Source organism: Hoylesella marshii DSM 16973 = JCM 13450 (assembly GCF_000146675.1).
Classification (GTDB): Bacteria; Bacteroidota; Bacteroidia; order Bacteroidales; family Bacteroidaceae; genus Prevotella; species Prevotella marshii.
This window is the reverse complement of sequence record NZ_GL397214.1, coordinates 2,310,013-2,311,943: the sequence shown is the minus strand read 5'-3', so window position 1 is coordinate 2,311,943 and position 1,931 is coordinate 2,310,013. Positions and strand designations below refer to the sequence as shown.

At 55.5% G+C, this 1,931-nt stretch carries 2 protein-coding genes; both read right to left on the bottom strand.

What is annotated here, in order from left to right; all coding sequences use genetic code 11:
* A partial coding sequence (locus HMPREF0658_RS09495) for a fimbrillin family protein (protein ID WP_040557744.1) occupies window positions 1–1,473 on the bottom strand: 1,473 nt, incomplete at its 3' end.
* A 54-nt stretch (window positions 1,474–1,527) separates the two neighbouring features.
* Entirely contained in the window at window positions 1,528–1,740 is a 213-nt protein-coding gene (locus HMPREF0658_RS09490; protein ID WP_006950446.1) for a hypothetical protein, read from the bottom strand.
* Window positions 1,741–1,931 lie beyond the last annotated feature (191 nt).

Genomic DNA, 1,931 nt, shown 5'->3' with positions numbered 1-1,931 from the left:
ACCTTTGGGGGCAGCATCTTTGAGTGCTTTGTTGCGCTTGGCCAATAAATCGACCAAAGCACCATCGGTTTTCAGCGTAGCTGTACCCCGCTCTTCGCCTATACGGTTAGGGATTTTGCCACCCTCGTTCAGGCTTAGGCCTTTGAACCAACTGTTGGCCGGAATCGTTTTTACCCATGTTGCACCGTTATCAAAGCTATACTCTTTTACTTTCCATGCAGCCGCCTGTTGCGTGCCGTCAGGGGCGGTGCGCATGCTGGTAATGCCGTAGGTGTCGCTCGTACCTTGATTATAAGCGGCAGCAGCGGGCTGTTTCGTCACGGTAAGGCTATACGTCCAGTCACTGGTGTTTTGGCTTAACTTGTAGAGCTTCGAGGTACCGGGCTTCCATGCTTTTTTGCCCGTCAGCGGAATGGTGATGGTGTTCGGTGCGGGGCTGGGATGTGCAGGGTCATTGTCCTCCAGCGTGACGACCACCGTGATGCCTGTCAGGTCTTGCGGTATCATATAAAAGGTGTAGTTGTCCGTGGGGTTGCCCATTATCACCGTGTTGGGATTCTGCTTGAGGTCGATGGGCGAGGCGGTCACGTCGAGCACAAAGTCTTTGCGGTCGGTCAGACTGCCGGCCACCCAAGTGCCTGCGCCGCCATACTGTGTGGGCAACATGTACTTGCCCTTGCTGCAGGCGTTCTTGATTTCCACTTTCGTGATGCGCTTGTTCCACGAAAGGTTCTGACCCACGGCGAAGCGCACGGCTGTCAGGGCGTGCCTAAACTTGAGGTTGGTAGTAGGGGCGATGCCGCGGGTCTCATACTTTACTTCGCCCGAGCAGGCGGTCATGAGGTCTTTCTGATCCTTCACGTCCTGCTCTGCCTCGAACTCCACATAGGGCGTACCCGAGTGGGTGGCCGGCGAGAGGGTGATTTTGTTTTCGCTCTTGGCTTCGGGGTACACGGCGTAGAAGCGGCCATAGCGGTAGCCCCAGTGCCACGGGTGATACGTGGTGAGTGTGCCGTCGTTCTTCGTCTTCACGGCATAGAACCAATCGGGCGTGTCGGGGGCAAAGCCCGGCGTATCGCTGCGGTAACCTGACGTGGTGAAGAAGTTGTCGATGTTGGTTTTTACTTTTGCCCGCGTATCGGCAGAGGGCAGCACGGGGTTCACACCCTCGATGGTGGTTTCTATCATACAGAGGTCGGCGGCACCTTGCACGGCATGCTTGCGCGTGGCGAGGTCTTCGAGGGTCAGTCCCTCGTCGCCAAGACGCGAGAGGACGGCAGAGCGTGTGGCAGGTGCCGTTTGCTGTTGCAGGAGCATCTCGTCCTGTGCGCTGCTCACGTGGAAGCTCACGGCGGTGCCTTTATCGCCCTCGTCCTTGTCGTCGGTCAGGCTGTCGTCGGCGCACGAGACGACGGTCAATGCTGCGCAGAGCAGCATGGCTTGTATCTTCAACAGTTGTTGTATTGTCTTCATTGTCTCCATTGTTTTTACTTTTTTTGTTAGCTCTTTATCTTTCCGTTCTTCTTTCTATTCGTCTTCTTCCTCTTCTTCCCAGAGGGAGCCGCCCCACTTCTTGGCGCCGGAGATGTCGTCGTCGTCATCGGGGTCTAAGGGGACGACGCTGGTGCCGCCGCCATTGCCATTGGGGCTGCCGGCGAGCAGGCTGCACGGCTGTTGCATGGGAATGATGCGTGTGGCAGGAGCAATGTAGTCCTGCACGGTTACTTGATTCTTGCTCATAATAATGGTTTGTTTAATGATGAATATTTAGCTTGATTTTCGCCTTTCTGCACCTTACAAACGGGCACGAAAAGAGGAACAAAGGGAACTCCGTGGAGCCCTTTGTTTATGGGGAATGCGACACGCTTCGCGCGCGCGTATGAAAAAGCGTTTAAAGTGTTGTCTGACTGACGGTGCGAATGTGTGTGTGT

Coding starts and splice junctions, on each gene's coding strand:
- HMPREF0658_RS09490 (WP_006950446.1), bottom strand. CDS start 1,740: ATGAGCAAGAATCAAGTAACCGTGCAGGACTACATTGCTCCTGCCACA.